Source organism: Paenibacillus sp. 05T425, from assembly GCF_056396205.1.
The window spans coordinates 1-444 of sequence record NZ_JBFTLA010000106.1 but is presented as its reverse complement, the minus strand read 5'-3'; the positions used below and the strand labels follow the sequence as shown (position 1 = coordinate 444).

Sequence of the window (444 nt, the reverse complement as noted above, 5' to 3'; positions counted from 1 at the left end):
TGACCAAGGGGTCGGGACGTTCTGACTGCTTCAGGGTCGGAGTGACCTACGGGTACAGGGAGTAGCCGCGCAAGGGCCGGGTCAGGTGAAGCTGCGACGCAAGTTCGTCGGCCTAGCGTGGCTCGACGGACTTGCGGAGAGCTTCAACGTGCAAAACGTTGATCTAGAGCATTCTGCTCATATGTTCTTGCTGCATATTCCCCGCAAAACCGTTTCGCGGTGTTTCTTCGTGACCGTATATCGAGAAAGCTCTGACTTTCATGAGAAGAAAAATCGCAGTCGAACGTAGGACATCTCCTAAATTTTCACTGGTTCAAAAAAACATCAACCGGCGCTGAAATGGCCGGTTCACGGCACTTATACCTGCCGAAATGTCGCATTCGAACCGGCTGGGACGTGGGTTTCAGTTGAAAAATCTCATGCCGATTCGGCATAGGGTAGGCG

General features: G+C 52.7%; 1 protein-coding gene. It reads left to right on the top strand.

The annotated features are described in order from the left end of the window. Positions 1-85 precede the first annotated feature (85 nt). Entirely contained in the window at positions 86-289 is a 204-nt protein-coding gene (locus tag AC1DF0_RS32305) for a hypothetical protein (RefSeq protein ID WP_477577668.1), read from the top strand. Positions 290-444: the final 155 nt, after the last annotated feature.